Below are 23,658 nucleotides of genomic sequence, written 5' to 3'. Positions count from 1 at the left end.
GAGCGCTGCCGCGACGAGCGGCGACGAACTGATGCCGGGTTGCGGGAGCTGACCAAAGCGCTTGCAGAGGCTACTGCCCCTGGCCCGTTCCGGGAAGACGGGCGACCTCCCGGGCCGCTCGTCGTTGGCCGGTCGGCTCCTCTGCGCTGGCACCACCACCGCCGAGCTCGGTTCGATGGCTCCTCATCGACATCGATCGGCATCCACCCACCGCCGTTTGCGATGTCGCTTTCGCGCGTCGCGGCAGCCGCCCGCCCACCGCCCACGCGTCTGCGGCGGCCCCCGCCGCCGAGGTCATCAGGCGCTGGTGGCGTGGGTTCGGATCTGGGCGAGGACGGTGTCGAGCGCGGTCCGCAAGGGCAGGGTGTCGCGGCGGGTCTGGGTCAGCAGTAGCCCTCCCTGCAGGGCGGCGAGCAGCGCGAGCGCGAGCGCGTCGGTGTCGGTGTCGGTGTCGGGGCGGAGGTCGCCGCGGTCGCGCATCCGGGCGAGCCCATCGCGGATCGGGGCTTCCCAACGCTCGAAGCCGGCCGCGAGGTCCGCGCGCGCGGCCGGGTCGTTCTCGGCGAGCTCCGTGGCGAGGGAGCCGATCGGGCATCCCCCCGTGCACTGTCGCTGCTCCTGGAGCGCGACGAGCGCGTCCCGCCACTGCACGAAGGCTTCGAAGCTGTCGAGGTGGTCCAGTAGTGGCCGTTGGGCGTCGAGCACCCCGTCTGTCTGGTGGGCGATCACGGCCCGTACGAGGTCGTCCTTGTCGGCGAAGTACCGCAACCTGCTCGTCTACAGCGCGATCGCGTCGGTGCTGTTCCTCGCCGGCGCGTTCCTGCCGGCCGGTGCGCGTCTCGTGGTGTGGGCCGTCGCGGTGGCGATCGACATCCTCGGACCCCGCGTCGAGTTCCGGTCCCGGGCCTGGGCTCCACCCCGATGGACACCTGGCCCGCCGACGCCGAGCACCTCGCCGAGCGGAACCGTCTCGTTTTCATCATCGCGCTCGGAGAGTCGATCCTGATCATGGGGCTGACCATCACCGAGCTTCCGTCGATCGACGCGTACGCGGTACTGATCGCCGTACTCGGCTTCGTCGGGCTGTTCGGGCTGTGGTGGTCCTACTTCGCGCTCGCCGGTGACGACACCACGGCCAGTCACGGCGACCGCAGCACGGCCGCCCTGCGCGGCGCGTTCCCGTACGCCCACGGCCTGATGGTGGCGGGGGCGATCCTGTTCGCGGTGTCGATCGAGCTGCACCTCACGCATCCTGAGACCGAGCCGGGACTCGTCCTCACCTCGATCGGCGGTCCGCTGCTCTACCTCGCCGGCAACGTGCTGTTCCTCCGATCGCGGAGCGGCGCGGTGGCCCGTGCGCGCTACCTCGCCGCCGGAGTGCTGGTCCTCGTCGGCGTCCTCGGTCTGCTCGTCGGGCACGGCCTGCCGGCGCTGGTCATCGGACTCGTGGTGCTCGGTGTCGTCCTCGCGCTCGCAGCTGTCACCGAGCTGAGCTCGAGCACTCCCTCGACGTCTGCCTGAGTCGGGACTGGCTCGTCCAGGCACCTGGTGGCGTTGGCGGCCGGCCGGGGTTCGCCCAAATCGGTTTGATCTTGTTGAAGATCGCTACGACTGACGCCAGACGATCGTCAGGAGAGCGGTCGAGAGGAGTAAGCGTGCCCCGAAGCGATCTGCGATCAGATCGGAGATCGCTCCGCGGAGCTGTGACCAGCAGAAAGAGTGCGCCGTCAGGGACTCGAACCCCGAACCCAGTGGACGAGAGTCACGCTTGCCGTGGTGACGTCTGATGCACGTTCCTGCTGGTCAGTGGACGTTTGCTCGAGTATCGATCATCAGCGGTGACCCTCCGAGGCTGGCCGTGCCGTGACGTAAGCGGTCCCCTAAGCGGGCCGTGGGGAGCTGCCCTCGGTGACTCCGCTTCGCCGATGAGGATGCCCGCGTGAAGGCGTAGGCCCCGAGCTCGGGAAGCTCGGCTTCCGACCAATGGCTACGAAGTCGGCCGACTAATGCTGGTCGGACGTGACAGATTCGAACATCGGAGGTGTGCGCTGCTCTGTCTTCGTCCGGCTGTCCTTGCGGCGTGGTGCGAGGCTAAGGAAGACTCTAAAGGGGCTGTGCTGGATCAGCTATTGCTACATTCCATCATTCGGATCTGGCAGGTCCTTGGTGCGCCGCTTCAGCTTCAACCAAGCTGAGCGTTCCCACCACGGCTTCTTGGTCGTGTGCAAGACCGCCTTCCGCGCCAGCCACTCGAAATAGATCCATTGGTCGGGTGCCTTCTTCGTTGCTCGCTGCTCCGCGGTAAGTGGAGCCAAAATTTTGAATAGGCGAATGCACCACGGCGCCCAGAAGTCCAGGAATGAGTTACGGTCAGCGTACGAGTTTCGCAGGAGAAACCCCAACTGGGAGATTCTAATCCCAACGCGAAGTGCTGCTTCGCGTTCTGCGCGAGACCAATCCGTGTAGGGCTTGTCGCCGAGCGCATACACGATGTCGCGGTCGGCGACATTTGCTGCTGACCAGTGCTCCTTCATGGCGTCACGGAGTATCTCGCCGCGAGAAGAGTTGCGGCTAACCCACACCTGTGCGCTCGAAATGAGCGCTGCGACTACAGCAACGATTGCTGAGATCTCGGCCGTCATTCGAAGGTCTCCCGCGAGTTGTTGGGGCAGGCCGCGTTGAAGGCTGTTTAGGTTCGGCGCAGCGCCCTTGCGCTTCGGTCGTTGTACGAACTGAACCCAGTCGAGACGGTGCGTGTGTGGGCAATTCGTTTGGAGGTGCCACGCCATCTACCAACGAGCAGGGTCTGCAACGGGGGAGAAATGCCCGGGCGAGCAAGGCTGCCGAGGCGACTTGTTGGGCGAGAACCGGTCAGGCGTCGCCGGCCCACGTCACCGCATTGCCTTGGATGCTGCCGAGGCTTGATGGGCCGATCTCCAACTCGATGGGCGTGGTTCGCGTGGTGAGCGCCCACGCCATGCCGAAGGTGACGGTCTGGCCGGGCGCCGTCGCATCGTGCGGGATCCCGCCGACCGAGTCGCCACCCGACATTGACACGTCCTGGACCGACATCGTGTTGGCGCCGTCGATCGTGATCCCGGCGTAGAAGTCGTCGCCGAAGTTGATGTAGTGGTCGGTGTTGTTGGTCAACGTGACGACTACACGCACGACCCTGGCGGCTCCCTCGTCTCCCGCCGCGGTGGAGCGTGGGCGATAGGGCGCGGGCGTGCTCGCGGTCGCGGTGACGCCCTGCGCGATCTCGACGGTCTCGCCGAAGGCTGCTGTGGCCGGTTGAGCCGTTGCCGGCGGGCTCCATGGCGCTGCCGTGGCGACGGCACCTTGGGACGCGGGTGGTGCGACTGGGGCGGCGACGTTGGGCGAGTCGCTGCTCCTGGCGATCAGCGCGGCGGTGAAGGCGCCGGCTATGAGGAGCACGATGGCAAGCGATGCTGCGAGAGCGACGACGGTCCTCCGGCGACGCCTCTCGCTCTGAAGACGCGTCGCCGCTTCGGCGGGAGGGTGCGGCGGCCCGGATGCGACTTGCGTTTCGATCAGTGCCTGGCGCGGTTCTGACAGGGGATGAGCGAAGCTGGTGAGTGCGGTGGCAGGGCTGCTCGGCTTGCCGGCAGCCGGGACAGCGCGCAGCGCTTGCGCGAGTTCGTGGATGGTGCTGAACCGTTGTGCCGGGTCCTTGGCCATGGCCCTCAGAGCGATGCGATCGAGCTCTGGCGGGACCGCGACGCCAGCTGCGCTTGGTGAGGTGGGCTCGAGCATGAGGTGCGCTCGGATCAGTGAGGGCGTGCTGTTGTGGTCGGCAAAGGGCCGGCGGCCGGTGAGGAGCTCGTGCAGGACGCAGCCGAGGGAGTAGATGTCAGCGCGTGGGTCGGCGGCGGTGCCGTCGAAGCGCTCGGGCGCCATGTAGCCGAAGGTGCCGACAGTGGTGCCGGTGGCGGTGAGGCCAGTGTCGGCGGTGCTGGTGGTCGCGATGCCGAAGTCGACGAGGTAGGCGAAATCGCTGTCCGTGAGCAGGATGTTCGAAGGCTTGACGTCGCGATGCATGACACCGCGGCTATGTGCATCGGAGAGGGCGTCGCAAACCTGCAAGACGATGTTGACCGCGCGCTCGACGCTCACCGGATGGCCATCGAGGCGTGTGGTCAGGTCGGCGCCTTCGATGAGGCGCATGTCGATGAACAGGCGTCCCTCGACTTCGCCGAAGTCGTGGATCGGCACGATGTGAGGGCTGACCAGCGACGCCGCGGCCAATGACTCTCGGCGAAATCGCTCGCGGTACTCCTGGTCGTGGCTGAGCGACTCGGGCAGGAGCTTGAGCGCGATGGTGCGCTGGCGGCGGGTGTCGAACGCCTTGAACACCTCGCCCATGCCGCCGCGCCCGATCAGCCCGTCGAGGCGGTACGGGCCCACCATGGTCGTTGCCGTGTCAGATGTCATGTTCGTCCCCCGCTGGTCTGTTCGCCGAAGATGCATCGCGGAGGAGCACACAGCGTTACTCCGGTCGCCAGGAACCTTGCAGGGGTGCGCTGGACTAGTCGGCTCGGCTAACGGACCGCGAGAGGATCTCGATGTCGCGGGGGAGCGGTCGGGGGCGGCCGCAGGGTGGGGGGCGTACGTGACGAGTCGGGCTACGAACGCATCTGACCAACCGGGCTCGCCGCAGTCAGAGCGAAGCAGGCCCGGGCTGTTCGGTGCCAGGCGTCGTTTGGAGCAGGTGGAGGCGGAGTACGCGCAGCTGGAGGCGCGGGCGCAGGCTGCGGAGGCTGAGCTGGCGCGGCAGCGCTTCGAGGCCGGCCGCGAGATCCACCGGCTGCACGGTCAGATTGGGGCGCTGCAGAACAAGGACGCGGCCGCTATCGAGCAGGAGGTTCGAGCCGCCGGTAACCACCTGCATCAGCTCCGCGGTGAGCTCGCGAAGGCGAGTCAGGCGCGCCAGCAGGAGGAGGCGCGCGTGCAGAGTGCCCGTGGCGAGGTCGAGCGCGCCCAGCACGCAGCCCACCAGCACGTCGCCGAGGCACAGACTGCGGCGCAGGCGCGGCTGGCCGAGGCGGCCCACGAGGCCGACGGGATCGTCGCTGCGGCCCGGGCTAGAGCCGCCGATCTCGTGGGGCAGGCCGAGCGGGAGGCCCGGCAGAAGTATTCGGAGCTCGCACAGGTCGAGCGGCAGGTGGTGGCCACGGAGGACGTGGCGATGCTCCAGCAGGCCGGAGTGTACGAGTTCCGCCACCGCCTGGACGATGCGGTCGCCTACAAGAGCCAGCTCGAGCACCTCAAAGAGGCCATCAAGACCCTCGTGCGCCGCGACGCGGCGATCCTCTCGGCCACGAGCTGGACGGTGAACGGGTCGAGCACCGAGGGCAAGAAGATGGTCCGCGACTTCTCCAAGCTCATGCTGCGCGCCTACAACGCCGAGGCCGACAACTGCGTGCGCACGATGAAGCCCCACCGCCTCACGTCGTCGATCGAGCGGCTGACCAAGGCCCGCGACCAGATCGCCAAGCTCGGCGCCACCATGCACATCCGCATCGACGCCGGCTACCACTCCGTGCGGGTGCAGGAGCTCGAGCTGACCGCGGACTACCTGGCCAAGCAGGACGAGGAGAAGGAACGCCAGCGCGCCGAGCGGGAGCGCCAGCGCGACGAGGAAGCCGCCCGCAAGGAGTTCGAGCGCGAAAAGGCCCGGCTGGCCAAGGAACGGGCGCACTGGGAGCGGGTCCAGTCCAAGTGGCAGGCCGCCGGCGAGGACGCCAAGTTCGCCGAGGCCCAGGACAAGCTCGACCAGATCGACGAAGCCATCGCCGGTGTGGAGGCCCGCGAGGCGAACGTTCGCACCGGCTGGGTCTACGTCATCTCAAACATCGGCGCCTTCGGCTCCGACATGGTCAAGATCGGGCTGACCCGCCGCCTCGATCCCCACGAGCGTGTTCGTGAGCTCGGCGACGCGTCGGTGCCGTTCAAGTTCGACATCCACGCCCTGGTCTTCAGCGAAGACGCCGTCGGGCTCGAGACCGTCCTGCACCGCGAGCTCGCCGACAAGCGGGTCAACCAGGTCAACATGCGCCGCGAGTTCTTCCGCGTCAGCCCGACAGAGGTGCGCACGCTGCTCGAGCAGGTCTACACCGGACACCACCTGCTCGAGTTCACCGAGACCGCCGAAGCCCCCGAATGGCGCGCCAGCACCGCCACCAGGCACGGAGCGCCCGCGGCCTCCGACCCCGCGGTGGCCTAGTCACCTCGGGCAGCTCAGTGCACGTTCCGCAACGCGCTTCCTCGCATCGATAGCAGTAACGCGGGGTGCCGCGGCGCGATGGCATCTTGACGACGACGTGGGGGGAGCGGGCGGTGTCGGTGGATGCGGGGGAGACGGTCGGCCCATACCGCCTCGAGGGCCTGATCGGCCGAGGCGGGATGGGCGAGGTCTATCGGGCGTTCGACACCCGGCGGCAGCGCACCGTGGCCCTGAAGTTGCTGCCGACCTGGCTGTCGAACGACAGCAATTACCGTGAACGCTTCCGGCGTGAGTCGCTGACCGCGGCGGGCTTGTCGAGCCCCCACGTCATCCCCATCCACGACTTCGGCGAGGTCGCCGGCCGCCTGTTCATCGACATGCGCCTCATCAACGGCTCCGACCTCGCCTCGCGACTTGCCCAGGGCCCGTTCGAGCCCGACCGGGCCGTGAACGTCCTTCGGCAGGTCGGCGACGCCCTCACCGACGCCCACCAGCACGGGATTGCCCACCGCGACATCAAGCCCTCGAACATCCTGCTCACCGACACCGACTTCGCCTACCTGGTCGACTTCGGGATCGCCCGTGCCGGCGGGGACACCCCGCTCACCGAGACCGGCACGACGGTCGGCACCTTCGGCTACATGGCCCCGGAGCGGCTCGCCGACTCCGCATCCGATCACCGCGCCGACATCTACTCGCTGACCTGCGTGCTCTACGAGCTCCTCACCGGCCAACGCCCCTTCGGCAACCTCGCCAGCGCGCCCCGCCTCATCCAGGCTCACCTGCGCGAGACCCCATACAGCCCGACACGCCTCAACCCAGGCGTGCCGTCCGGCTTCGACGAGATCATCGCCAAGGGAATGGCCAAGAACCCCGGCAACCGCTACCACACCGTCGAGCAGCTGATCGCCGCGTGCCTCCAAGTCGGCCGGGATCACCGTGCACCGGCTCCCGCAAGCGGCGATGGATTCGTGAGCTTCACGCAGCCCCAGCCACAGCAGAAAACACGACCGTCGGCGCCCGGAGCGATGGAGTTCTCGATCGCTCCCGAGCCGATGCCAGCGGGGTCGCCCCGACACCGGCCCCTTCGTCTTGTGCTCACGGCCGCAGCAGCCGTCCTGCTGATCGCTGTGGGAGCCAGCGCGGCACTCCTGTTGCGCGCCCCGCAGGACATCGCGACAACCCCGAACGCTGCAGCGCCCCCGAACGGTGTACCAACAACAACGCAAACCACAGCGGCGCCCGCCGGCTCGTCTTCGCCGGCCGCGGGCGCATCAGCACCGGTGCGCTACATCTTCCGCTTGTCGGGCACCGCCCGCGCCGCGACGATCAACTGGGGCGCGGACGGTTCCATGGGAAGCGCTACCGAGGCGCCGCTGCCCTGGAGCAGGGACCTCGACACGAACCAAGGCGCCTCGTACCACTTCGCGACCCTCGCCGCGTTCACGCCCGGCGGCGATCCCGGGGACCTGACCTGCACGATCCTCGACCAGACCGGCCGCGTCATCAGCACCCAGACCGCCGCATCTCAGGGCGGACCGTATGGGTCCGCCACTGTCAATTGCTCTGGCACCTAGCCGGTCGACTGGCGGGGAGGTGCCTCAACGCTGCCCTAAGTCGTTCCAGCGCCCAGTAACTTGGGGACAGTCCGGTCTAAAGGTTCTGCTTGCAATTAAGGAGAGACTCAATGTCGGGAGACGACGAAGCCGCTAAGCAGTCAGGGGAGCCTGAGAAGCCGGATTTCGCCACTTGGCTCTTTGTCGCGGGAGCAGGTTGGGGTGCGATCGCCTTCGTCGCGACCGCTATATTTACGCAATTTGTTTGGGCCAGGATCGGCCTCGCCATCGTCGGCGCCTTCGCGGCGTGCGCCATAGGTGCGGTCGTAGGCTTTCTCTTCGGCGTCCCGAAGTCCCGCGGCGAGGCCGGCGGCTACCGCACAACGTCCGACGGAAGCTACAAGCCAAACACCAACCTTGAACAAGTCTCGGATTGGCTTACTAAGATTATTGTAGGCGTTGGATTGGTGCAGATCAGACAGATTGTTGGCGCCGTCAGCTATGTCGGCGACAGGTTTGGCGCAGCGATTGGGGACTTGAGTGGGTTGCCTGGGTCCGGATCAATCTTCGCGGTTAGTCTTCTGCTTGGATGCGCGGCTATAACGTTTCTGCTCATGTATATGTGGACGTGTACTAGATTGTACGAAGTATTTACGAGGAACGGGCAGTCAACGCAGTGATACTGTCAGCTCATTGAACCGCCCCGACGTGTCCGGAGACCATGATGTTCCCCGAGTGTGGCGGAGTCGGGTTGTTGGGTTCACGCGGTCGCGGTGGAGTGGAGCTTCTCGTAATCGATGGGCGTTGAGCATGCCCAGTGCGCTGTGTCGGCGTCGTCGGTTGTGGAAGATCTCGAGGTACTCAAAGAGGGCGTTGGCCAGCTCGATGCGGGTCTTCCAGCGGCGGCGGTTGAGCAGCTCGGTCTGCACCCGACGCGCAGTAAGCGTGCCATGGACGATCTGGAGCAAGCACCGCAGGCCCGACACCTGCAACGATGGGTGCGCCGTCAGGGACTCGAACCCCGAACCCAGTGGACAGGAGCCACGGCGACAGGGGTGATACCCGGTACTCGTTTGTGCTGGTCAGTAGACGTTCCTACGAGTCGATCATCAACAGTGGCCCCGTGAGATCGGCCGCAGTGTGACGTAGCGGTACCGAAACCGGGCCTGTGTGCTCTCGTGCGCCTCACCGGGTTCGCGCTGGGTCCACGGCGTGGCCGCCGTTGGCGAGCGTGGAGACGACCGCGCTGCCGAGGGGGCCGTGGCGGTCGAAGACGGTCGTGGTGCCGGTGGCCAGGCCGTCGGACTCGACGCGTGAGGTGGCGATCATGCCCACGCCGTCGCCAGGGGCCGGCAGGCGGGTGAGGGTGAGGGTGGCGTCGGCGTTGATGAACTCGACGCCGCGGGTGCCCCAGCTGCTGGTCAGGTTCGCCGCGTCGGCCAGGACCGCGACGTGCTCGAAAGGGGTCGGGTCCTCGCCCTCGATCAGGGGCGCGACCGGGAACCAGACCGCCTTGCGCGCGGCGTTGGTGTGGGCGCCGGGGTCGTGCGACCAGCCGTCGTCGCTGCGGTAGAGGATCGGCTCGGCGGGATCGGGCCCGAGGCCCGCCGGCGGGGGCTGCGGGGTCTCGGGGAGCGGGCCGGTCCACGCCGTGCCCGACGACGGTCCGCCCCCGGCGAGCAGCAACAGGGTGGCGCGGGCGACGGTCGTGCCGTCCTGGACCAGGAACGCGTCGACCAGGCGGAGCCTGCGCCCGCCCCGCACGATCGTGGTCTCGACGTCGCTCGGCACCATCGCGCCGGGGCGGAAGAGGTCCAGCGTCCACCGCACGGGGCGGAAGCGGGCGGCGCCCTCGAGCCCGTGGGCGGCGCGTTCGGCGGCCCGCGCGAGGAGCCCGCTGACCGCGGTGCCACGGAGCTGTCCGGCGCCGTCCGGTCCACCCCAGCCGCTGGTCGCTCGTGGCAGCGGTACGAGCAGGCCGCCCTCGACCCGGAAGAACGCCGTGGGCGGGGTGTGGTCGGGAGGCGTGCCGGCTCGTGCCATGAGGTGAACCTCCCACGCGACGCCCCCGGCCCCGACGGGGAGCCGTGAGTTCGGTCTTGTGATCTCGACCGACGGCTTAGCATCATATATTTAACATGACCGGATCGTCCGGCATGTCCCCGTGGCGGATGCCGCGGGCGGTGACGGGTGCCTCCGGGTGCCGGAGGAGAGGCAGGCGATGACGCTTCACGACGACGCCCGGACAGAGGTGGAGCCCACACGGACGACGACCCGGTCCCGCAAGGTCCTGCCGGCGGCGATCGCCTCGCAGTCGATCGAGTTCTACGACTTCCTGATCTACGGAACGGCGGCGTCGCTGGTCTTCGGGAAGCTGTTCTTCCCGGCCGTGAGCCCGGTGGCGGGCGTCCTCGCCGCGTTCGCCACGTTCGCGGTCGGGTTCGCGGGGCGTCCCGTCGGCGCGGTCGTCTTCGGTCACATCGGAGACCGTTACGGCCGGAAGCCCGCCCTCGTCGGCGCCCTCATGCTGATGGCCGTCGCGACGCTGTTGATCGGCCTCCTGCCGACCTACGCGAGCGTCGGCCTGCTCGCGCCCGTGCTGCTGGCGGTGCTGCGGGTCTTCCAGGGCATCTCGATGGGCGGCCAGTGGGCGGGCGTCACGCTCATCGCTCTGGAGCACGCACCGGCGCGACGTCGGGGCCTCCACGCCGCCCTGCCCCAGCTCGGAGTGTCGATCGGCATGATCAGCGGGACGCTGGTCTTCCTGCTGATCAGCACCTCCACCTCGGCGGACCAGTTCGCCTCCTGGGGGTGGCGGATCCCGTTCCTGCTGACGTTCCTGATGTTCCCGGTCGCCTACTACCTGCACCGTTTCATCGAGGACACTCCGGCCTTCAAGCAGGCCGAGAACGCCATCGCCTCGGACGGGGCGCGACCCCGCTCGTCGGTGATCGAGGTGCTGCGACGGCCGCGCCAGATGCTGCTGGCGATCGCGACCTATCTCGTGGCGTCGGTGTTCTTCTACGTGATCGTGACCGGCAGCCTCGACTACGGCGTGCGAGAGCTGGAGATCCCCCGGGGCACGATGTTGACCGCGATCATGCTCTCGATGCTCGCGTTTGCGGCCGCGACGGTGGGCTTCGCCTGGCTCTCCGACCTCGTCGGGCGCAAGCCCGTCTACGCCGGCGGGGCGGCCCTGGCCGGGGTCTGGGCCTTCGTGACCTTCCCGCTGGTGGAGACACGCAGCTTCGGCCTGATCCTGCTCGGGCTGTCGATCGCGCAGGTCTCCATCGGTGCCATGTACGGCACGGCGACGTCGATGTTCGCCGAGATGTTCCCGCCGAGCATGCGCTACTCGGGGGCCTCCCTCGGCAACCAGCTCGCCAACATCCTCGGCGGCGGGCTCGCGCCGTTCACGATGGTGGCCCTTCTCGCCGCAACGGGCACGACGGTGTCCGTGGCCATCTACGTGGCGATCACCGCCGTCATCTGCCTCGTGGCTCTTGCGTTCATCCGGTTTCCGGACCCCGACGCCACCTAAGAGCGCCGGATCGCCGTCGACAGCGCGTCCTGATCGGGCGCGCTCGTCGACGGCTGCGGACTCACTCGAAGGAGATGCGGGTCAGCAGTTCGGCCACGCAGGCCGGCTTGACCACGTTCTGGAGCTCGACCGTCACCCGGGTCAGGAGCTGGAGCCCGCCGTCCGGTAGGTCGTCGGCCGTTGCGATCACCAGCCTGGCCCGGAGGCGCGAGCCGACCGGCACCGGCGAGGGGAAGCGGACCTTCTCCAGTCCGTAGTTCACGGCCGTCGCGCCCTCGAACTGCCGGATGCCGTTCGCGAGGACCGGCACGAGCGACAGGGTGAGGAACCCATGGGCCACCGTCGTGCCGAACGGCCCCGCGGCGGCCCGCTCGGGGTCGACGTGGATCCACTGGTGGTCACCGGTGTCGTCGGCAAACCCGTCGACCCGGTCCTGGTCGACGGTCATCCAGTCCCCAGGGCCGATCTCGCGGCCGAGGGCCGCTCGGACATCCGTCACGTTGCGCCGAGCCAGCATGCAAAATATATTATCTGACATGGGCGTCACGGCGAGCGCGACTGAGACGGAGTTCTGTGGGCTCGCTGACGCCGTCTCGCGTCACGTCCGCCCAGGCGACGCGATCCACGTCGTGATGGGTCACAGCCGGTGGAGCGCTCTTGTCCGCGAGGTCGCTCGCCAGCACTGGGGCCGGCCGTCGGGCTTCACGCTGATCATGGCGAGCCTGTCGTCGCTGGGCACGGTGCTCGTGCGGTCGGGGTGCCTGCGCAAGGTCCTCTCGGTCTACTCCGGGGATTCGTTCCCCGTCTTCACCCCCAACCCGGTCTACCAGCAGGGATTCCGGGAGCTCGAGGTCGAGCACTGGTCGTTCCTGACCTTCATCCAGCGGCTGCGGGCTGCGGCGACCGGCGTGCCGGCGGTCGTGACGAACTCCGTGCGCGGCTCGTCGATGGCCGCCAACGACGCCTACTCGGAGGTCGACACGGCGTTCGGCCAGGTCGGGCTCGTGGCGCCTCTGGCCCCGGACGTCGCCGTGCTCCACGCCGCCGTCGCCGACCGGGAGGGCAACCTGGCTGTCGCGCCACCGGTGTTCGAGGGGTTCGTCGGAGCGCTCGCGGCCCGGCGGGGGGTTCTCGCGACCGTGGAGCGGGTGGTCGACGACCTGCGTCCGTGGTCGGGGCTGGTGCGCATCCCGGCGCACCGGGTACTCGCCGTCGTCGAGGCACCCTTCGGCGCGCATCCGGGTGGCGTCTTCCCCGGACCGGAGGGGATGGCGCTCCCGGTGCGGGGCTACGCCGAGGACATCCCGTTCTGGATCGACGTCCGGGACGCGAGCCGCCGTGACGACTTCGACGAATGGATCCGCGAGTGGGTCCTCGAGCCGCCTGACCACGACGCCTACCTCGCGAAACTCGGGAGGAATCGCCTGGACGCGCTCGTCGCGCGGGCCACGACCCCCCGCACGCCGTCGACGACGCCGTCGGACGAGCCGCCGTCGCCCACCGAGCGCGCCGCGGTGTGGCTCGCGGATCTGCTCGTCGAGCGGATCGCCGCGACCGGAGCCGACTCGGTACTCGCCGGCGCCGGGCTCGCGAACCTGGCCGCGTGGGACGGCGTCGGCCGGTGTCGCGCTGCAGGCTCCCGGGTCGCCCTGATCGCGGAACTGGGTCTCTGGGGCTACGACCCCGCCCCCGGCGATCCCTACCCGTTCAGCTTCGCCAACTTCCCGACCAGCTCGATGCTGCTCGACACCGAGCAGGTCCTCGGGTCCTTCGTGACGAGCCCGACGACGTGCACGGTCGCGTGCGTGGGCGCCGCGCTGGTCGACCGGCACGGGAACATCAACACCACCCGTACCGACGACGGCACGCACCTCGTCGGTTCCGGCGGCGCCAACGACATCGTCACCGGCGCCGACGAGACCCTGGTGGTCGGCACGATGAGCCCGCGCCGCTTCGTCGCCGAGACTGCCTACATCACCAGCCCGGGCGACCGGGTCCGCGCGGTGGTCACCGACCTCGGCGTCCTCGAGAACGTCGGTGGTGAGCTGATCCTGACCGCCGTCGCGCCCGGCCCCGAGCCCCGGCAGGAACGGATCGAGCACGCCCGGTCGCGGTGCGGCTGGGCGCTGAAGACCGCCGACCACGTCCGAGATCTGCGCGAGATGACCACGGACGACGTCCAGGCACTGCGCACGTTCGACCCGCAGGGACTGTTCCTCGGGCGCCGTGCCACCACCCATGACGGGAGACCACGATGAACCAGGTCGCTCAACCGGTTGCCGACGAGGACTTCGCGTACATCCGCGATCAGGTGCGGGAGTTCGTGCGTGAGGCGGTCGTGCCGCGGGAGGCCGAGATCGCCGAGACCGACGCGATTCCCGACGACCTGCGCCGCCAGGCCGCCGAAATGGGACTGTTCGGGTACGCCCTCCCGCAGGAGTACGGGGGGCTCGGGCTGGTGATCACCCAGGACGTCGAGCTGGCGTTCGAGCTCGGCTACACCGCGCTGTCGTTCCGCTCGCTGTTCGGGACCAACAACGGCATCGCCGGGCAGGTGCTGGTCGGCTACGGCACCGACGAGCAGCGCAAGCAGTGGCTCGAGCCGATGGCCGAGGGCCGGTGCATCGCCTCGTTCGCGCTGACCGAGCCCGAGGCCGGCTCGGATCCGTCGGGCATGCGGGCCACCGCGACCTGGACCGACGGTGCCGACGGGGGCTGGGTGATCGACGGGCAGAAGCGCTACATCACCAACGCGCCACTCTCGGACCTGCTGGTGACCTTCGCGAAGGTGCGGGGGACCGGAGAGTCCGACGGGCGGATCGCGGTGTTCCTGGTGCCGACGACGGCACCCGGTGTGATCGTCGGGCCGAAGGACCGCAAAATGGGCCAGGAGGGCGCCACGTCCTCCGAGGTCACCTTCGACGGGGTCCGGATCGGGGCGGACGCCCTGGTCAGCGGCGAGATCGACACCGGCTTCCGGGCGGCGATGTCGGTGCTCGCCCGCGGGCGGGTGCACATCTCGGCGTTGGCGATGGGGCTCGCGCAGCGCGCGCTCGACGAGTCGGTGGCCTACTCGGTGGTGAACCGCCAGGGCGGGGTGCCGACCGGTGAGCGCCAGCTGGTGCAGGCGATGCTCGCCGAGCAGGCGTCGCTGGTGATGGCGGGCAAGGCCTGCGCCCGCGAGGCCGCCGCCCGCTACCTCGACGGGTCCGACCGCAGAGTCGGCCCGTCGGCGGCCAAGCTGTTCTGCACCGAGGCGGCCGGGAAGGTCGCCGACCTCGCGGTCCAGGTCCACGGCGGCGCGGGCTACATGCGCGAGATGCCCGTGGAGCGGCTCTACCGCGACGTGCGGCTGCTGCGGTTGTACGAGGGCACCAGCGAGATCCAGAAGCTGATCATCGGCCGGGAACTGGTCAAGCAGGCCGGCGCATGACCCCCTACCAGCGGTTCCCGAACCTGCGCATCGACGGCCCCGACAACGACGGGATCGTCGAGCTGGTGCTCGACGCACCGAACCTCAACGCCGTGAGCGAGGCGGCCCACGCGGAGCTCGCGGAGGTCTGGCGGGCGTTCGACGCCGACGACGCCGTGCGGGTCGTGCTGCTGCGCGGCGAGGGCAAGGGCTTCTCGGCCGGGGGCTCGTTCGACCTGGTCGAGAAGCTCGCGACCGACTTCGACGCCCGCACGCGCACCATGCGCGAGGCCCGCGACCTGGTCTACAACGTCATCGACTGCTCGAAGCCGGTCGTGTCGGCCATCCACGGGCCCGCGGTCGGGGCCGGCCTCGTCGCCGGGATGCTCGCCGACGTCTCGGTGGTGAGCCGCACCGCGAAGATCATCGACGGGCACACCCGGCTCGGTGTCGCCGCCGGCGACCACGCCGCGATCTGCTGGCCGCTGCTGTGCGGGATGGCCAAGGCGAAGTACTACCTCATGACCTGTCGTCCGCTCTCGGGCGAGGAGGCCGAGCGCATCGGGCTGGTGTCGCTGTGCGTCGAGGACGCCGAGCTCCAGGCGACGGCCCGCGAGGTGGCCGTGGAGCTGGCGCACGGCGCGCCGAGCGCGATCCGCTGGACCAAGCAGTCGCTGAACAACTGGTACCGGCAGGTAGCGGGCGCGATCTTCGACCAGTCCCTGGCGCTGGAGTTCTACGGTTTCGGCGGTCCCGAGGTCCACGAAGGACTGGCCTCGCACCGCGAGCGGCGTGCGCCGCAGTTCTGAGGAGATGACGCATGGAGTTCGAGGACCTCTTGGGATCGCGGTGGAGCTGCCGCGCGTTCCGCGACGAGGAGCTGCCCGATGACCTGCTGACCGACATCTTCCGCGTCGCGCAACGGACCGCCTCGTGGTGCAACACCCAGCCGTGGCAGGTGCTGCTGACCCGCGGTCCGGCCACGAAGCGCTTCGCCGAGAGCCTGACCGCCCACGTCCGCGAGAACCCGCCGAGCCCGGATCTCGAGATGCCGGCCGAGTACCGGGGTGTCTATCGGGATCGGCGCCGCGGCGCCGGGTTCGCGCTCTACGCCGCCCTCGGCATCGGCCGCGAGGACAAGGCGGCCCGCGACGCGCAGAGCATGCGCAACTTCTCGTTCTTCGGCGCGCCGCACGTCGCCGTGATCACGACCGACCGCCTGCAGGGCACCTACGGTGCGATCGACTGCGGTGGCTACGTCGCCAACCTGCTCACGGCGGCCCGGGAGCGCGGGGTCGCGACGATCCCGCAGGCCGCGATCGCGGTCCATTCCGGCCATGTGCGGGAGTTCTTCGACCTGCCGGAGGACCGGCTCGTGGTGTGCGCGGTCTCGCTCGGCTGGGCCGACGAGGCCGACCCGGTCAACGGCTTCCGCACCGAGCGCGCCGACGTCGCCGACGCCGTGACGGTCGTCGACCGCTGACGTCTCAGCGCCAGGTCACCGCGCCGGTGACCGACGGCTCGCCGCCCATCGGTCCCGCGGTGAGCTCCGGCTCGGTGTCCACGACCACCGGGGTGCCGGCGAAGGCGGGTCGGCGCAGCCGGAAGGTGAACGCGGCGATGTCGGCGGATCGGCCGGCGCGGCGGGCGGGCTCGAGCAGCAGCAGGGCGAGCAGCGGCCCGTGGACGACGAGGCCGGGGTAGCCCTCGACCTCGCGCGCGTAGGTCTCGTCGTGGTGGATGCGGTGGGCGTTGTAGGTCAGCGCCGAGTACCGGAAGAGCAGCGGCGGGTCGGGCACGATGCCGACCCGGCCCTCGGGTACGTGGTCGTCGCCGGGCGGTCGGGGAGCGGGCGGCGTCGGGGGCACGGCGTCCGCGGGTGCCTGGCGGTAGACGATGTCCTGCTCCTCGACCACGGCGAGCCCGTCGGCGTCGGCGAGCTCGCGGCGTTCGGTGACGAACAGCATCGGGCCGCTGCGGCCGGTCTTGGGCACGACGTCGGTGACGCTGCTGGTGCGCGTGACGGTGGTCCCGAGGCGCAGGGGACGGTGGAGCTCGACGCGCCCACCGGCGAACATCCGTCGGCGGCGGGGGATCGGCGGCAGGAAGTGCCCAGAGGCTGCCTTACTGAGGGGGTGCCCGTCGGCGCCGAGTTCGTCGGTGCTCGGGTGGTCGAGGAAGAACAGCCAGTGCCACAGCGGGGGGAGGTCGTCGCCGGCGGGCGGCGGTTGGTCGAGCAGCGCGGCGAACGCGTCGATCGGCCACCGTCGCAGGGTGTCGGTGGCCGTCTCGGGCGCCGGTTCCCAGGCGCTGACGGCGTCGGCGAGCTCAGATGCCACCCAGTCCTCCCCGTTTGACGAGCTGGGAGGCGATGACGCCCTGCTGGATCTCGTTGGTGCCCTCGCCGACGATCATCAGCGGGGCGTCGCGGAAGTAGCGCTCGACGTCGTACTCGGTGGAGTAGCCGTAGCCGCCGTGGATGCGCACGGCGTTGAGCGCGACCTCCATGGCGATCTCGGAGGCGAACAGCTTGGCCATGCCGGCTTCCATGTCGGCGCGCTGGCCGGCGTCGTAGCGCTCGGCGGCGTGCAGGATCAGCTGGCGGGCGGCGGTGATCTTGGTGCCCATGTCGGCGAGGTAGTTCCCGATCGACTGGTGGCGCCAGATCGGCTGCCCGAACGCCTCGCGCTCCTGGGCGTAGCGCAGCGCGTCGTCGAACGCCGCGGTGGCGACGCCGAGCGCGCGGGCGGCGACCTGGATGCGGCCGGTCTCCAGGCCCTTCATCATCTGGGCGAACCCGCGGCCCTCCTGCCCGCCGAGCAGCGCGTCGGCGGGCACCGCCATGTCGGTGAACGTCAGCTCGCAGGCCTCGACGCCCTTGTAGCCCAGTTTCGAGAGGTCCTGGGAGACCTCGAGGCCGGGGCCGTGCTCGACGAGCAGGATCGACACGCCGCGGTGCTTGGGCTCGGCGGCCGGGTCGGTCTTGCACATCAGCGCGATCAAACCGGACCGGCGCGCGTTGCTGATCCACGTCTTGGACCCGTTCACCACGTAGCCGCCGTCGGTGCCGGCACGGGCGGTCGTCGTCATCGCCTGCAGATCCGAACCGCCGCCGGGCTCGGTGAGCGCCATCGTGGCCCGCAGCTCCCCGGTGGCCATCCGCGGCAGGTAGCGGTCCTGCTGCTCGCGCGTCCCGAACTCGACGAGCAGCTTCGCCACGACGGTGTGCCCGCCCATCGCCCCGGCCAGGCTCATCCAGCCGCGGGCGAGCTCGGCGGTGACCAGCGCGTAGCAGGGCATCGACACCGGGGCCTCGCCCCAGGGCTCCGGGATCGCCAGCCCGTAGATCCCGAGCTGCTTCATCTGCTCGATGAACTTCTCGGGATAGGTGTTGGCGTGCTCCATGTCGCGGACCTGCGGGCGCACCTCACGGTCCACGAAGTCGCGGACCGTCTCCACCACGAAGCGTTCCTCGGACGACAGCAGCTCCGACACGGCGACCACCCTTCTCGACTATCGAACATAATATATGATCGTTGCCGAGGTGGCGAGGATGGTCGGCCTGCGCGGGGGCCTCGCTCAGGAGGCGGTCTCCTCGTCGGCCCAGACGCCGCGCTTGGTGAGCTCGTCGACGAGGCGGTCGGCGCCGGCGAGGATGTGCTGGCTCATCAGCGAGCGCACCTTGCGCACGTCGCGCCGGTGCAGGGCTTCGACGATCTTGGGGTGGTCGCGGCGCGCGCCCTCCACGTGCCCTTCGATCGAGGCGTAGAAGCGGTTGGGCAGGTGCTTGACGGCCGCGGCGAGCAGGAGCGCGAGCCGGCGCGAGTCGGCCGCGAGGTTGATCTCACGGTGGAACGCGTGCCCGAGGTCGGCCATGCGATCCGTGTCGTCGACGTCCTCCGCGCGGTCGTGCTCGGCGAGGATGGCGTCGAGACGCTCGAGCTGCTCGGGGGTGATGCGTTTGGCGGCCCGGGCCGCCAGCTCGCTGGCGAGCTGGGCCTGTACCCAGAACAGGTCGCGGACGTCCTGCTCGGTGAACGCGGCGGCGACGAAACCCCGGCGGGGGACCAGTTCGACGAAGCCCTCGCTGCGCAGGGAGAGCAGGCCCTCGCGCACCGGGGTGTTGCTGACCCCGACGGCCTCGGCGATCGGCTCGAGACGCAGGAAGTCGCCGGGTCGGACCTTGCCCGAGATGATCTGCTCGCGGACGTACGTCGCGACCTCTTCAGGTAGCTGCTGACGCCTGCTGTCGCGGTCCGGGATCCTGACCACCTCGTCGACCATGACATCTCCCGTATCGAACATCATATGGCAGACGCCGCTGTCCGATTTCCCGTCGATCGCGGAGTGTAGCAACGGTGACCGGCGTCCCGTCGCGCCGACGCGCCCAATCCTTGATGCGACGTACTGTGCATTTTATATTTAGACCCTCGATGAGGGAAGGTGCGAGCATGGACGTGCGCGCGGGCAGACCGGCCTCGGCTGCCCACTGGAGCTGGGCGGAGGTCCTGCCGGCGGACGAGGCCCGGCGGGTGCAGGAGGAGCGGCTGCGGGAGCAGCTCGACCACCTCGCCACGCACAGCGCCTTCTACCGGGCGAAGTTCGCCGAGCACGGGGTCGACGCGTCACGTGTGCGGACGGTGGAGGACCTCGCTCACCTGCCGTTCACCGAGAAGCAGGAGCTCCGTGACAGCCTCGCCGCGGCGCCGCCCCTCGGACACCACCTCGCGGCCGACCCGGCCGACGTCGTCCAGATTCAGGCGTCGTCCGGCACCACCGGCAGCCCGTCCTACGTCGGGCTCACGGCCGACGACGTCATCACCTGGTGCGAGCTCGGGGCGCGCGCCCTCTACGCCAACGGCTTCCGGCCAGGCGACCGGCTCCTGCACGCCTTCGGGATGAGCAAGGGGTTCGTCGGCGGTCTGCCCGTTGTGCAGATCCTCCAGCACATGGGGATCGTCGACATCCCGATCGGCGCCGAGGCCGGCGTGGAACGGCTGCTGCGGGTCCAGGCCGACCAGCGCCCTGAGGCCGTCATCGGCACGCCCTACTTCCTCACCCACCTCGCCGAGCAGGCGCCCGCCGTCCTGGGCCGCGAGGCGCACGACCTCGGCGTCCGATCGATCAGCGTCGGTGGGGAGCCCGGCGGAGGTCTGTCTGCGGTCCGCGAGAAGCTCGAGGGGCTCTGGGGCGCGACCGTCCGCGAGATGCTCGGCGGCACGGACATCGCGTGCACCTACTGGGGCGAGTGCGAGGCGGCCGACGGGATGCACTTCCTCTCGCCGGACCTCATGGTCGCGGAGCTGATCGACCCGGCCGACGGCACCGTGCTCGATCCGGTCGCGGGCGCCGAGGGCGAGCTCGTCTACACCGCGCTGCGGCGGCAGGCCTCGCCGCTGCTGCGCTTCCGCACCCGTGACCAGGTCGTCGTCACCGGCACCGACTGCGCGTGCGGGCGAACCGGCTACAAGGTGCGCTGCGTCGGGCGCACCGACGACATGCTCATCGTGCGCGGCATCAACGTGTTCCCCTCGGCGATCCGCGACCTGGTCGGCGGGATGGCGCCGTCGACGACGGGGGAGATGCGCATCCGGCCCGACTTCGACGGCCACTCCACGCAGCGCCCGCTGCCCGTGGTCGTCGAGCACGCAGCGGACCTGCCCGCCGAGCGCCACGGCGAACTGCGGGCCTCGATCGAATCGACCATCCGGTCCGCCCTCAACGTCAAGACCGCCGTCGACCTGGTGCCCGAGGGGACGCTGAAGCGCCCGGACCACGTCAAGGTCGCCCTGGTCGAGCGGGCGGGCTCGTGACGCTCGCGTCGCACGTCCAGGACGGTGCGCTCGGGGCCTGGTTCCGGTCGGGGCTCGCGACGCCGGACGGGCGTGCGGCCGTGCACGACGTCCTGGCCGAGGCGCTGCGCGGCCGTCGACCGATGCGCTCCCCGCGGCACGCGGGTCCGGGCCATGCGGCCCAGGTGCAGGCGGCGGTGGGCGCCCGACTCGGGTTCGTGGTGCAGCACGCCCCGCCCTACCGGGCGCTGGCCGGGGCGCACCGCCTCGGCCTCGCCTCGCCGGGCCACGTGCACGAACTCGCTGCCCGGTTCCCGAGCCACGCCGCGCTCGATCCCGTTCGACGCCGCGAGGCGCTGCGCTGGCGACCGAGTGCCGCCGGCTGGGTGGACGCCGGGCCGTGGCCCGGTCCGCGCGAGCGTGCTGCTCGCCCGGCCCGCCCGTCCTGCCGTGACGTCGTCGGCGATGTCGTCGGACGGGCGCTCGCGCTGCTCGACGTCTGCGCACCGCCCGGGCGGCTGGGCGGCCGGGCGGGCGAGGCCGAGCTCGCGCGGGCCTGCACGGTCCTCGTGGGCTGGGGGACCGGTCTCCCGGTCCGCGCTTCGGTGCCGGAGGAGGTCGCCGACCTGGTCGCGCTCGCGAGCGAGTCGGGCGTGCTGCACCGCTGGCGCGAGCGCGCGGGCTCGCCGCCGTGCGGCGTGGCGCTGGGCGTCGCCGACGCCGTGTTCGTGCCGGGGTGGGCCGAGGGCGGGGCCGTCGTCTCGGGCGCCGGCGACGGGGCACTACTCGTCGACGTGCTGACGACCGCGGACCCGCTGCGCCGCCTCGACCAGGTCGTCGGCCGGTTCCACCACCTCCTCGCCCGTGCCTGGCTCGACGGGCAGGGTCGCCACGGCGTTGACGAGGTGGGGCTCTACCTCGCCCGGCACGGGGTCCTCGTGACCTGGCCGGTCGACGAGCTGGCCGTGCTGCTGGGCGGCGGGACGACGTCCTCGGGGTTCCGTGACGCGGCGTCCCGTGCCGCGGTCGCGGACGGAGTCAGGCTCGGGACAGGGTTCCTCGCCGCCTCTAAATAATATATTGTGCATGGCATGAAGCCTTACCGATCCATGCTCTTCGTCCCGGGCCACAAGGCGAGCTGGGCCGACAAGGCCGTCGCCTCGGGGACCGACGCCGTGATCCTCGACCTCGAGGACTCGGTCCCGGCCGCGGACAAGGACGCCGCACGCACGACCGTGCGGGAGACGCTGGGGCGCCTGCGCGCCGAGGGAGTCCGCGCCGACCTCTGGGTGCGCCCCAACAGCATGGACTCGGGCCTGTTTGGCGCGGACGTCGAGGCGGTCCTGGCCGAGGGGCTCGCCGGGCTCTTCCTCCCCAAGGTCTTCACCGCGGAGGAGATCGTCCGCATCGACGCCGTCGTCTCGCACCTCGAGGCGCGTGAGGGCCTCGCGGCCGGGTCGGTCGGCCTGATCATCAGCTTCGAGACCGCGGTGGCGATGGCGCACTGCGAGGAGATCGCGGCCGCGAGCCCCCGGGTGTCGAGCCTGCTCGGGGCCACCGGACCGAGCGCCGACGTCGGGCGGGAGCTCGGCTTCGAGTTCACCCCGGAAGGTCTCGAGACGCTGTACCTGCGCAGCCGGATCGTGCTGGCGGCTCGCGCCGCCGGGTTGCACCACCCCGTCACGGGCGTGTGGCAGGACATCAAGGACCTCGACGGCTTCCGGCGCTTCGCGCTCGACGCCCGTGGACTCGGCTATCGCGGGATGGTGTGCATCCACCCGTCCCACGTGGCGGTGTCGAACGAGGTGTTCACGCCGTCGCCGGAGGCGGTCGACCACGCCCGCCGCATGATCGACGCCTTCCGCAAGGCCGAGGCCGAGGGCAGCGGGGCCGTCGACTTCGAGGGTCAGCACATCGACCTCGCCCACGCGAAGACGGCCGAGGGGATCGTCGCCCTCGCCGACGCCATCGCGGAAGGTGCCTAGCGCGCAGCGCACCGCGCGGTGTCGGACGGGCGCTCGCCGAAGCGGGCGCGGTACTGCTGGGCGAACCGGCCGGGGTGGAAGAACCCCCAGCGCGCGGCGACGTCGGTGACCGCGCCGCCGCGGGTCGAGAGCTCGAGGTGCACGCGGTCGAGCCGGACACCGCGCAGGTACGCCATGGGGGACATGCCGGCGACCTCGCGGAACCCGGCCTGCAGGGCGCGCTCGCTGACACCGACGCGGTCGGCCAGGTCGGCCGTGCTCGCGTCGCCCTCCGGATGGGCGTCGAGGTACTCCATGACCTCGCGCACCCGGGTGCGGGCGCTCGGCGACGCCGACGGGTGGAGCTGGTCGGTCAGCTGGCTCGGGATGGTCATCAGCAGCTGGGTCATCAGCGCCGACTCCATCTCGTGACGCGCCGTCGGCATCGTCGCGAGGCCCCCGGGGCGGGCCAGCTCGGCGTAGAGGAACCCGGCGGTCGAGAGGAGCGCCTGGCCCGGGCCCCCACGGACGTCGAACGTCAGCGCGAAACGGATGGACCCGTCGAGCGGCCGGCCGACGAGCTTCGCGGCGTGGGCCTCGAGCATCTCCTTGGGCAGCTTGACGACGTACTGGGTCGCATCCGGCGCGAAGCGGATCGTCAACGGGGCGTCGGGACCGAACACGTTGCCGGTCGTCCCGGCGCGAACGGCGCCCTCGGCGCCGTCCTGGCGCACGTCGCAGGTGCCGGCGATCGGCAGGTTCACGTGGTAGCAGCGCTGCATCGGGGGGCCGTCGATCGTCACGTCGGCGCCGTAGCCCAGCTTGCCGAGGACCACGCGCGAGGCGGGCGCGAGGTCGAGCCGGAAGTCGAGCGCGCGGCCGTCGGCGACGCGGACCTCGTGGTCGGCGAACGTCTCGGTGATCCGCTCGCGCGCCACGTCGAGGTCGTCGGTGCGGAAGCGGAGCGGACTCGCGTCGCCGGGCCTCGTCGTCTCGTCGAGCATGCTTCCTCGCAGGCGCTCGGGCCGGCCGCTGTCGTGAGCCAGAGACCTTATCCTAGCACATAATATTTTTTCTAGGGGGCCACCACCGAGGCTGTGACGTGCTTCGGTTGGCGGACTGAAGCCAGCGCTCACGGGATGGTGACTC

21 protein-coding genes and 1 pseudogene are annotated in these 23,658 nt (G+C 70.1%); 12 read left to right on the top strand and 10 right to left on the bottom strand.

Going from position 1 to position 23,658, the window contains the following annotated elements:
* Positions 1–297: 297 nt before the first annotated feature.
* Entirely contained in the window at positions 298–768 is a 471-nt protein-coding gene (locus ACR9E3_RS26520) for a TetR/AcrR family transcriptional regulator (protein ID WP_460383746.1), read from the bottom strand.
* Between the two features lie 153 nt (positions 769–921).
* Between ACR9E3_RS26520 and ACR9E3_RS26515 the strand changes: the two genes are divergently transcribed.
* Positions 922–1,521, top strand: a complete 600-nt coding sequence (locus tag ACR9E3_RS26515; RefSeq protein ID WP_460383744.1) for a low temperature requirement protein A — start codon at positions 922–924, stop codon at positions 1,519–1,521.
* Positions 1,522–2,132: 611 nt separating this feature from the next.
* Here ACR9E3_RS26515 and ACR9E3_RS26510 read toward each other — a convergent pair.
* Together ACR9E3_RS26510 and ACR9E3_RS26505 are read right to left on the bottom strand one after the other, a co-directional pair.
* A complete protein-coding gene (locus ACR9E3_RS26510) occupies positions 2,133–2,642 on the bottom strand; it encodes a DUF4760 domain-containing protein (RefSeq protein ID WP_460383742.1) in 510 nt (169 codons plus the stop codon).
* 229 nt (positions 2,643–2,871) lie between these two features.
* Complete coding sequence (locus ACR9E3_RS26505; RefSeq protein WP_460383740.1) at positions 2,872–4,452, bottom strand: serine/threonine-protein kinase; 1,581 nt, start codon at positions 4,450–4,452, stop codon at positions 2,872–2,874.
* Between the two features lie 277 nt (positions 4,453–4,729).
* Between ACR9E3_RS26505 and ACR9E3_RS26500 the strand changes: the two genes are divergently transcribed.
* The 3 genes from ACR9E3_RS26500 to ACR9E3_RS26490 all read left to right on the top strand — a co-directional run bounded on the left by ACR9E3_RS26500 (position 4,730) and on the right by ACR9E3_RS26490 (position 8,480).
* The gene (locus ACR9E3_RS26500; protein ID WP_460383762.1) at positions 4,730–6,244 is read left to right on the top strand and encodes a DUF4041 domain-containing protein; all 1,515 of its coding nucleotides are present in this window, start codon (positions 4,730–4,732) and stop codon (positions 6,242–6,244) included.
* 113 nt (positions 6,245–6,357) lie between these two features.
* On the top strand, positions 6,358–7,821 hold the full coding sequence (locus ACR9E3_RS26495; protein WP_460383739.1) for a serine/threonine-protein kinase: 1,464 nt from the start codon (positions 6,358–6,360) through the stop codon (positions 7,819–7,821).
* Between the two features lie 110 nt (positions 7,822–7,931).
* Positions 7,932–8,480 (top strand): hypothetical protein, encoded by a 549-nt coding sequence (locus tag ACR9E3_RS26490; RefSeq protein ID WP_460383738.1) that lies wholly within the window; start codon positions 7,932–7,934, stop codon positions 8,478–8,480.
* A 117-nt stretch (positions 8,481–8,597) separates the two neighbouring features.
* On the opposite strand, the pseudogene ACR9E3_RS26485 reads toward ACR9E3_RS26490, so the two are convergent.
* Positions 8,598–8,729 (bottom strand): annotated as a pseudogene (locus ACR9E3_RS26485) (IS3 family transposase); the annotation flags it as partial.
* 256 nt (positions 8,730–8,985) lie between these two features.
* Positions 8,986–9,843, bottom strand: a complete 858-nt coding sequence (locus tag ACR9E3_RS26480; protein ID WP_460383737.1) for an acyl-CoA thioesterase domain-containing protein — start codon at positions 9,841–9,843, stop codon at positions 8,986–8,988.
* 178 nt (positions 9,844–10,021) lie between these two features.
* On the opposite strand from ACR9E3_RS26480, the gene ACR9E3_RS26475 reads away from it, so the two are divergent.
* Complete coding sequence (locus tag ACR9E3_RS26475) at positions 10,022–11,341, top strand: MFS transporter (RefSeq protein ID WP_460383736.1); 1,320 nt, start codon at positions 10,022–10,024, stop codon at positions 11,339–11,341.
* A 61-nt stretch (positions 11,342–11,402) separates the two neighbouring features.
* On the opposite strand, the gene ACR9E3_RS26470 is transcribed toward ACR9E3_RS26475, so the two are convergent.
* Positions 11,403–11,858 (bottom strand): MaoC family dehydratase, encoded by a 456-nt coding sequence (locus tag ACR9E3_RS26470; protein ID WP_460383735.1) that lies wholly within the window; start codon positions 11,856–11,858, stop codon positions 11,403–11,405.
* On the opposite strand from ACR9E3_RS26470, the gene ACR9E3_RS26465 reads away from it, so the two are divergent.
* From ACR9E3_RS26465 to ACR9E3_RS26450, 4 genes are read left to right on the top strand one after another with little or no spacing between them, the layout of a single operon-like run.
* Positions 11,857–13,599, top strand: coding sequence for a CoA-transferase (locus tag ACR9E3_RS26465; protein ID WP_460383761.1), 1,743 nt, complete (start codon positions 11,857–11,859; stop codon positions 13,597–13,599). The genes ACR9E3_RS26470 and ACR9E3_RS26465 overlap by 2 nt on opposite strands.
* Positions 13,596–14,774: an acyl-CoA dehydrogenase family protein gene (locus tag ACR9E3_RS26460; protein WP_460383734.1), complete on the top strand. Its 1,179-nt coding sequence runs from the start codon at positions 13,596–13,598 to the stop codon at positions 14,772–14,774. Before ACR9E3_RS26465 ends, ACR9E3_RS26460 begins: the two co-directional genes overlap by 4 nt.
* Entirely contained in the window at positions 14,771–15,562 is a 792-nt protein-coding gene (locus ACR9E3_RS26455; protein WP_460383732.1) for an enoyl-CoA hydratase/isomerase family protein, read from the top strand. The genes ACR9E3_RS26460 and ACR9E3_RS26455 overlap by 4 nt, the downstream gene beginning before the upstream one ends.
* A gap of 11 nt (positions 15,563–15,573) precedes the next feature.
* Positions 15,574–16,236, top strand: a complete 663-nt coding sequence (locus tag ACR9E3_RS26450; protein ID WP_337718535.1) for a nitroreductase — start codon at positions 15,574–15,576, stop codon at positions 16,234–16,236.
* 4 nt (positions 16,237–16,240) lie between these two features.
* Here the strand turns inward: ACR9E3_RS26450 and ACR9E3_RS26445 are convergent, their stop codons facing one another.
* From ACR9E3_RS26445 to ACR9E3_RS26435, 3 genes are all read right to left on the bottom strand, one after another.
* A complete protein-coding gene (locus ACR9E3_RS26445; RefSeq protein ID WP_460383730.1) occupies positions 16,241–17,092 on the bottom strand; it encodes an HTD2 family dehydratase in 852 nt (283 codons plus the stop codon).
* Positions 17,082–18,248, bottom strand: coding sequence for an acyl-CoA dehydrogenase family protein (locus ACR9E3_RS26440; protein ID WP_460383728.1), 1,167 nt, complete (start codon positions 18,246–18,248; stop codon positions 17,082–17,084). The genes ACR9E3_RS26445 and ACR9E3_RS26440 overlap by 11 nt, the downstream gene beginning before the upstream one ends.
* Before the next feature lie 84 nt (positions 18,249–18,332).
* Positions 18,333–19,037, bottom strand: coding sequence for a GntR family transcriptional regulator (locus tag ACR9E3_RS26435; RefSeq protein WP_337718532.1), 705 nt, complete (start codon positions 19,035–19,037; stop codon positions 18,333–18,335).
* A 167-nt stretch (positions 19,038–19,204) separates the two neighbouring features.
* On the opposite strand from ACR9E3_RS26435, the gene ACR9E3_RS26430 reads away from it, so the two are divergent.
* The 3 genes from ACR9E3_RS26430 to ACR9E3_RS26420 are packed head-to-tail and all read left to right on the top strand — an operon-like array spanning position 19,205 to position 22,530.
* Entirely contained in the window at positions 19,205–20,566 is a 1,362-nt protein-coding gene (locus ACR9E3_RS26430; RefSeq protein ID WP_460383727.1) for a phenylacetate--CoA ligase family protein, read from the top strand.
* Entirely contained in the window at positions 20,563–21,621 is a 1,059-nt protein-coding gene (locus ACR9E3_RS26425; RefSeq protein ID WP_460383726.1) for a hypothetical protein, read from the top strand. Before ACR9E3_RS26430 ends, ACR9E3_RS26425 begins: the two co-directional genes overlap by 4 nt.
* Before the next feature lie 15 nt (positions 21,622–21,636).
* Positions 21,637–22,530, top strand: coding sequence for an HpcH/HpaI aldolase/citrate lyase family protein (locus tag ACR9E3_RS26420; protein ID WP_460383725.1), 894 nt, complete (start codon positions 21,637–21,639; stop codon positions 22,528–22,530).
* Here the strand turns inward: ACR9E3_RS26420 and ACR9E3_RS26415 are convergent.
* Positions 22,527–23,513, bottom strand: a complete 987-nt coding sequence (locus ACR9E3_RS26415; protein ID WP_460383724.1) for an AraC family transcriptional regulator — start codon at positions 23,511–23,513, stop codon at positions 22,527–22,529. The genes ACR9E3_RS26420 and ACR9E3_RS26415 overlap by 4 nt on opposite strands.
* Positions 23,514–23,658 lie beyond the last annotated feature (145 nt).

This window comes from Actinomycetospora sp. C-140, assembly GCF_054796175.1.
Note: the sequence above shows the minus strand (reverse complement) of the source record. Positions and strands in the feature narration are given on the sequence as shown.

Bases quoted from the DNA above. Each gene is read 5' to 3' on its own strand.
- ACR9E3_RS26515 (WP_460383744.1), top strand. From the start codon at position 922: ATGGACACCTGGCCCGCCGACGCCGAGCACCTCGCCGAGCGGAACCGT.
- ACR9E3_RS26510 (WP_460383742.1), bottom strand. From the start codon at position 2,642: ATGACGGCCGAGATCTCAGCAATCGTTGCTGTAGTCGCAGCGCTCATT.
- ACR9E3_RS26505 (WP_460383740.1), bottom strand. From the start codon at position 4,452: ATGACATCTGACACGGCAACGACCATGGTGGGCCCGTACCGCCTCGAC.
- ACR9E3_RS26490 (WP_460383738.1), top strand. From the start codon at position 7,932: ATGTCGGGAGACGACGAAGCCGCTAAGCAGTCAGGGGAGCCTGAGAAG.
- ACR9E3_RS26480 (WP_460383737.1), bottom strand. From the start codon at position 9,843: ATGGCACGAGCCGGCACGCCTCCCGACCACACCCCGCCCACGGCGTTC.
- ACR9E3_RS26475 (WP_460383736.1), top strand. From the start codon at position 10,022: ATGACGCTTCACGACGACGCCCGGACAGAGGTGGAGCCCACACGGACG.
- ACR9E3_RS26465 (WP_460383761.1), top strand. From the start codon at position 11,857: ATGCAAAATATATTATCTGACATGGGCGTCACGGCGAGCGCGACTGAG.
- ACR9E3_RS26470 (WP_460383735.1), bottom strand. From the start codon at position 11,858: ATGCTGGCTCGGCGCAACGTGACGGATGTCCGAGCGGCCCTCGGCCGC.
- ACR9E3_RS26460 (WP_460383734.1), top strand. From the start codon at position 13,596: ATGAACCAGGTCGCTCAACCGGTTGCCGACGAGGACTTCGCGTACATC.
- ACR9E3_RS26455 (WP_460383732.1), top strand. From the start codon at position 14,771: ATGACCCCCTACCAGCGGTTCCCGAACCTGCGCATCGACGGCCCCGAC.
- ACR9E3_RS26450 (WP_337718535.1), top strand. From the start codon at position 15,574: ATGGAGTTCGAGGACCTCTTGGGATCGCGGTGGAGCTGCCGCGCGTTC.
- ACR9E3_RS26435 (WP_337718532.1), bottom strand. From the start codon at position 19,037: ATGGTCGACGAGGTGGTCAGGATCCCGGACCGCGACAGCAGGCGTCAG.
- ACR9E3_RS26430 (WP_460383727.1), top strand. From the start codon at position 19,205: ATGGACGTGCGCGCGGGCAGACCGGCCTCGGCTGCCCACTGGAGCTGG.
- ACR9E3_RS26420 (WP_460383725.1), top strand. From the start codon at position 21,637: ATGAAGCCTTACCGATCCATGCTCTTCGTCCCGGGCCACAAGGCGAGC.
- ACR9E3_RS26415 (WP_460383724.1), bottom strand. From the start codon at position 23,513: ATGCTCGACGAGACGACGAGGCCCGGCGACGCGAGTCCGCTCCGCTTC.